This window comes from Paenibacillus agaridevorans (assembly GCF_003112455.1).
Classification (GTDB): domain Bacteria; phylum Bacillota; class Bacilli; order Paenibacillales; family Paenibacillaceae; genus Pristimantibacillus; species Pristimantibacillus agaridevorans.
In genome coordinates this window covers 1-5,694 of record NZ_BDQX01000044.1, presented here as the reverse complement: position 1 = coordinate 5,694, position 5,694 = coordinate 1, and the positions used below count along the sequence as shown (strand labels likewise).

4 protein-coding genes are annotated in these 5,694 nt (G+C 46.7%); all 4 read right to left on the bottom strand.

Annotated elements, in window-relative coordinates:
- Window positions 1-58 precede the first annotated feature (58 nt).
- The 4 genes from PAT3040_RS04635 to PAT3040_RS04620 all read right to left on the bottom strand — a co-directional run bounded on the left by PAT3040_RS04635 (window position 59) and on the right by PAT3040_RS04620 (window position 5,481).
- Window positions 59-1,837: a cache domain-containing sensor histidine kinase gene (locus PAT3040_RS04635; RefSeq protein ID WP_108991709.1), complete on the bottom strand. Its 1,779-nt coding sequence runs from the start codon at window positions 1,835-1,837 to the stop codon at window positions 59-61.
- Between the two features lie 37 nt (window positions 1,838-1,874).
- Complete coding sequence (locus PAT3040_RS04630) at window positions 1,875-3,428, bottom strand: helix-turn-helix domain-containing protein (protein WP_258234831.1); 1,554 nt, start codon at window positions 3,426-3,428, stop codon at window positions 1,875-1,877.
- 198 nt (window positions 3,429-3,626) lie between these two features.
- Complete coding sequence (locus PAT3040_RS04625; RefSeq protein WP_108991708.1) at window positions 3,627-4,502, bottom strand: carbohydrate ABC transporter permease; 876 nt, start codon at window positions 4,500-4,502, stop codon at window positions 3,627-3,629.
- Window positions 4,503-4,521: 19 nt separating this feature from the next.
- Window positions 4,522-5,481, bottom strand: a complete 960-nt coding sequence (locus PAT3040_RS04620; protein ID WP_087571328.1) for an ABC transporter permease — start codon at window positions 5,479-5,481, stop codon at window positions 4,522-4,524.
- Between the last annotated feature and the right edge of the window lie 213 nt (window positions 5,482-5,694).

The following is a 5,694-nucleotide window of genomic DNA, read 5'->3' as shown; positions in this document are numbered from 1 at the left end:
CGAAGCAGGGGGCGGAAAGGCGGTGAAAGATGCCCCTGAGCGGGTTTTCAGACACGACCTAATCCCAAATGCCCAGCTTTTCCTCATTCTCGCTTAGCAGCGGTATGTCTAACCGGATCATGGTTCCTTTTCCTTTAACACTTCTTATACGCATGCCATATTGCTCGCCATAATGAATTTGAATTCTCTCATGTACATTTCGCAGACCAATCCCAGTAAATCTAAATCGCGATCGTTCCTGTTCATTTGAATCATCTAACAACTTCTTCATTTCATCACTGGAAATACCGACCCCATTATCGCAAACATAAAATCTAACAACTCCCTTTTCCAGTCTTCCTTTAATTACAATGTGGCCGCCATTCTTCGGCGTAAGTCCATGGAATAAGGCATTTTCCACTAATGGTTGAAGCGTTAGCTTTAAAATACGGTATTGTAAAAGGCTCTCCTCGCAATGAATCTCGTATCGATACTGATCCCCATATCTGATTTGTTGAATATACATATACATACGCAGACATTCGAGCTCCTCCTCAATAGGAACAAACTCAGATTGCCTATCGAAGCTGAAGCTAAGCAGCTTGATCAATGATCGAATCGTCTCGCGCACCTCGTCAATCCTTTGCTGCTTCGCCAAGCTGCTAATACAACCGAGCGTATTGTACAGAAAATGAGGCGCGATCTGGCTGCGCAGCATTTTGAGCTCATATCCCTTCTTCAATTCTTCTGCCGACTTCGTTTTTTTAAGTAAAACCTGAATTCTCTCAAGCATGGCATTATAGCTTAGCATTAACCTTCCAATCTCATCTCTTCTCGTTACCGTCAGCTTCGTTACGACCTGCAAATCGTTGAGCCTGTCCATCCTCTCAACAAATCTGCGAATAGGCATTGTAAAGGAACGGCTCATTAAATAGGCGCTAATCAACAATATGATAATCCAAATGAAGCTTGCCGTTCTGTAGTTGTTATTTAAACTTTGCAAATCCTTATAGAAATAATCCTCCTCGATAAAAGCCGCTAATGACCAGCCTAATCGATTCGAGGTCGATTTCACAGCAACTAATGACTTCATATCATCCAACAGGATGCTGCTTACCCCCAACTTAAGAGAAACAAGCTGCTCCTGAAATTCAGACTGTAATACGGGCGGATAGGTCGCATGTTGATAAGGCAGCAATTTATCGCTAATTCCCAGTCGATTAATCACATTTCCATCCTTCGTAAACAACACATAGGATTGATTGTTTTTGGGTGTAATTTGCAAGGAAAGCATCTCCAAATCCACTTCCGCTACGACAACACCTTTAAGTTTTGTTTGGGCATCCATTATTGGGAGAACGTAAGCCAGCGTGTGTCCAGACAAAGGAGAGTAATACGGCTCACTGACATTAATTCCGCCATAATTTTGCAACGCAAGCTCGTAAAGCTCCTGCAAATGAGGATTGCCTATTATGTCGTAAAAAACCTGTGAACTCGCATACACCTTTCCGTCTGTTCTAATCATATATAAGGATTTGGCTATTGTATTATTTTTAGAAGCAAAGGTCCGCAGTGTCTTAAGAGCTTTTTCTTCATTATTCTCCTCAAGCAACTCAGACTGGGTGGATAGAAGCAATAAAATGTTTTCCACATTGTCCAGACTGGCATCTATATATTGGTTCGTTCGACTCACCAACAGCTCGGCGTCATTAATCATTTGATTACGGAGCAAGCTCTCGGATTCATGCAAATTTCTCCATGCCAGCAGCATAAAGAGGGTTAAAGTCACAATAAACATATAAAGGAACTGCTTCGTAGCTAAGCCCAAGCTACCATACCAGCGTAACAGCCTCAGCATCAGTCTCTCCCCCAAACTTATTTTTTAGGAATGAACTTTATACTTTGCGCTTATAGTCAGTCGGAGAAACCCCTGTCCAATTACGGAACATGACTGTAAAATACCTATAGCTAGGAATGCCAACCTCTTCAGCGATTTCATACACTTTCATATTCGTTTGTTTAAGAAGCTCTACAGCCTTCTCCATTCGCATTTGTGTAATATATTGCGTCACCGAGGTCCCTGTTTCTTCGCGAAACAATCGACTAACATATTGCGGACTTAAACCAACCTGCTCGGCAATAATTGGAAGGGATATGGGTTGCTTCATATTGTCTTTTATCCACTGGAGCGCTAATCGAATTTCAAGACGTGATTGTGTTTTCCCATTCTCAATCTCTATGATTCTCCTGCATACTATGTTAATTAGCCGAGATAAGCTTTTGACTTCCAGCATGGACGTTATATTCAAAAGAAGCAGTTCCCCTCCTCCTTGCTGATTGATCCACTCAACGAGCCAGCCTATTAAATATTGCTTTAACTGTTCTGGTTGAACCCGCTGAAACATGCACCATTCGAAAAACCCATTCTTCATACACTCCACTAGCGACTCCGAATTCCAAGCCGCTTTTCTAAGGATCTCGGTCATTTCCTTCATATGCATCTCTGTCATAGCTTGTAATGGCTGCGGATGACCGTAGTAGACAAGGTTATCTTCTACACGATCGTAGAATAATGCTTCTCTCCACAACGTAGTATGTTCGACCGATTGGACGAGCTCATCGCTCGAAGCAAAAAACTCACTAATAACAACTTGAATAAGATGCTCGTGCTCAACTAAAGAAGCCTCATCCGTTATTAAAGATTCTAGTTGTTGCAATCGTGCCTCAATAGACGGTAAGAGAGGCGTAATGTCCTTTCCGGATAATGTCATCATCACAAAATACTCCTGCTTGCGTACGGTTAACCATGTTATACAAGTTGAATCAGAACTCTCCATGTCAGAAAACATTTGTTCCATTTGTGGTTGAGCTGCTAAAAACACGGAATCCGGCGCATCAAACATAAAGAGAACCAACACATAGGTTGTCTGGCCATCTAACTGAATCGCGCTCCAATCTGCGTATTGCAATGGATGGCCTTGGAGCAGCTTTTCGAAAAGCGCGGCTTGAAGTTGTCTTAACTCGGATTTTTCATTATCCAGAGACTTTCGTTCTTTTGCGACAGCTTGCCTGACTTTATCCAAAGCTCGTTTCATTTCCTGCTCATCAATAGTAGCCTTCAACATATATTCAAGAGCGCCTATGCGGAGCGCCTCCTGTGCATAATGAAATTCACTATGACATGTCAGCAAAATAATTTGTACAATTGGGTATCTCTTCTTTAGTTCGCGTATAAGTATGATTCCATCCATAACCGGCATTGTTATATCTGTAATGACAACATCCGGGACAAAAGTCTCGCAAATCCTTAACGCCTCTTCTCCATTGCTAGCTTCCCCAATAAGGACAGCGTTGCAATCCTCCCATGGAAACATCCGAAGCTCCTGTCTTAATGGCAACTCATCATCAACAATTAAAACATTTAAGGGCCTCATGGACATAAATGACATAGAACCATCCTCTCCTGATCCTTTATTTCCTGTAAGCGTAATCATAGTATCGATTATTATAGCTTATGCCCCTTTGCCCGACAATCAATCGATTTTCAACAAAAAAACAAGCTACCTGGAAGCTTGCCGGTAGCTTGTCTATGCATCTACTTGAACATTATACCTATTTCGAGGTACCCTCTCGCAACTCGCTGACCGTTATCCCTTAATGGAACCAAGCATGGCGCCCTTGGCGAAATGCTTCTGCAAGAAAGGATATACGAGCAAAATCGGCAGCGTCGCCACGACAATGACGGCCATCTTGATCGTCTGATCCGGCGGCGGCACCGTGGAGTCCAGATCGGAGCTGTAATCCATGCCGCTGGCAAGCACGACAATCTGGCGAAGAAGAACCTGAATCGGCCATTTCAGACTATCGTTGAGATACAGGATGGCGCTCAAGTAGGTGTTCCAATACGTTACCGCGTAGAACAGCGATAAGGTGGCGATTGCCGGCATGGACAACGGAAGCACGATCCGGAACAGGATGCCAAAGTCGCTGCAGCCGTCGATCTTCGCCGATTCTTCCAATCCCTCGGGGATGTTCTGGAAGAAATTACGCATGATAATGAGGTTAAACGCGCTGATCGATGCAGGAACAATAAGCGCCAGATAGCTGTCGATCATGCCGAGCTCGCGTACCACCAGGAAAGTTGGGATAAGCCCGCCGCTAAACAACATCGTAAACACGACAAGGAACATAATGCCCCTGCGTCCGTCCAGATCGCGCCTGGAGAGCCCGTAGGCCATAAGCGCCGTCAGCAGCATGCTGAACAGCGTACCGAATGCCGTTATGCCGACGGAGACACCCATCGCCCGGAAGATGGTGTTCGTCGAGAAGATGAACTTGTAGGCGTCGAAGCTCCACACTGTCGGGAACAAGATAAACTTCTTGACCGCCATCTCGGCGCTCGTCGTGAAGGAGCCGGCTACGACGTGCAGGAACGGAAGCACCGTCACCAGCGCGATGATCGCGAGCAGCGTATAGTTGACGGCGGCGAACACGCGTCCGCTCACCGTTCTGTCTTCCACCATGGGGTTAGCCTCCTCTCAATTAATAAACGCCCTCTTCGCCCATGCGCTTCGCCAGCTTGTTCGCCAAAACGACCAGCACCAGTCCAATGAAAGACTTAAAGAAGCCGATGGCCGTGCTATAGCTGAATTGGCCTTGCTGCAGCGCCGCCGTGTAGACATAGGTATCGATAATCTCCGCAACGTCGCGGTTCATGGAATTCAGAAGCAGATACACATGCTCGAAGCCGAGCTCGAGGACATCCCCGATCTTGAGAATGAGCAAAATAATGATAACGCTCCGGATCGCCGGCAGCGTAATATGCCAGACTTGCCTGAGCCGGCCTGCTCCGTCCATGCGCGCAGCCTCATACAGCTGCGGGTCGACCGACGCGATCGCGGCCAAATATATGATCGTTCCCCAGCCCGCCTCGCGCCATATCACCTGGATGATATAGGTTGGCCGGAACCATTCGGTGCTGAGCAGGAAATTGATTTTTTCGAAGCCGAGGTAGGCCAGCATTTCATTAATGATGCCTCCGTCCATGGTCAGCATGACGAAACCGATGGACACGATGATGACCCACGACATGAAATGGGGCAAATAAACGAGCGTCTGGAAAAAACGTTTAAAAAACGTGATTCTTACTTCGTTCAGCATCAAGGCGAGTAGGATCGGAATCGGAAAATAAAAGAGCAGGTTCATGCCGAATAACAGAAGCGTATTGGTCAGAATCTTCATAAAATCCGGTTCGGTGAACAGTCTTTCGAAGTGCTTGAGGCCAACCCACTCGCTTCCCGCGAAGCCCCAATGCGGCTTGTAGTCCTGGAACGCGATGGTGAGTCCGAACATGGGAACGTACTTGAATGCAATGAAATACAAAATGCCCGGCAATATCATGACATAAAGCCATTTGTTCCGCCAAAGGCGTCTCTTCAGTTCGCTGCTGCTGCGGGGCTTTGCCGCTCCTTGCTTGATCTCCGTTGCTGCTGCGTGCTGCATGCTGGTTCTTCCTTTCCTGGGGAGTGGTTGCGGCTGCCCTTGAGTAACAAGGGAGGAGGATGGTCGGAGCATAATGCTCACGATGGTCGTTCGCGACATCATGACTCGCGGCCCGCCTGCGGTCCGTTCGCGACATCATGGCTCGCGGCCCGTTTGCGGTCGTTCGCGACATCATGGCTCGCGGCCCGCCTGCGGTCCGTTCGCGACATCATG

What these genes read in the sequence shown, in the direction of transcription:
- PAT3040_RS04635 (WP_108991709.1), bottom strand. Translation starts at nt 1,837, where the DNA reads ATGCTGAGGCTGTTACGCTGGTATGGTAGCTTGGGCTTAGCTACGAAG.
- PAT3040_RS04625 (WP_108991708.1), bottom strand. Translation starts at nt 4,502, where the DNA reads ATGGTGGAAGACAGAACGGTGAGCGGACGCGTGTTCGCCGCCGTCAAC.
- PAT3040_RS04630 (WP_258234831.1), bottom strand. Translation starts at nt 3,428, where the DNA reads ATGTCATTTATGTCCATGAGGCCCTTAAATGTTTTAATTGTTGATGAT.
- PAT3040_RS04620 (WP_087571328.1), bottom strand. Translation starts at nt 5,481, where the DNA reads ATGCAGCACGCAGCAGCAACGGAGATCAAGCAAGGAGCGGCAAAGCCC.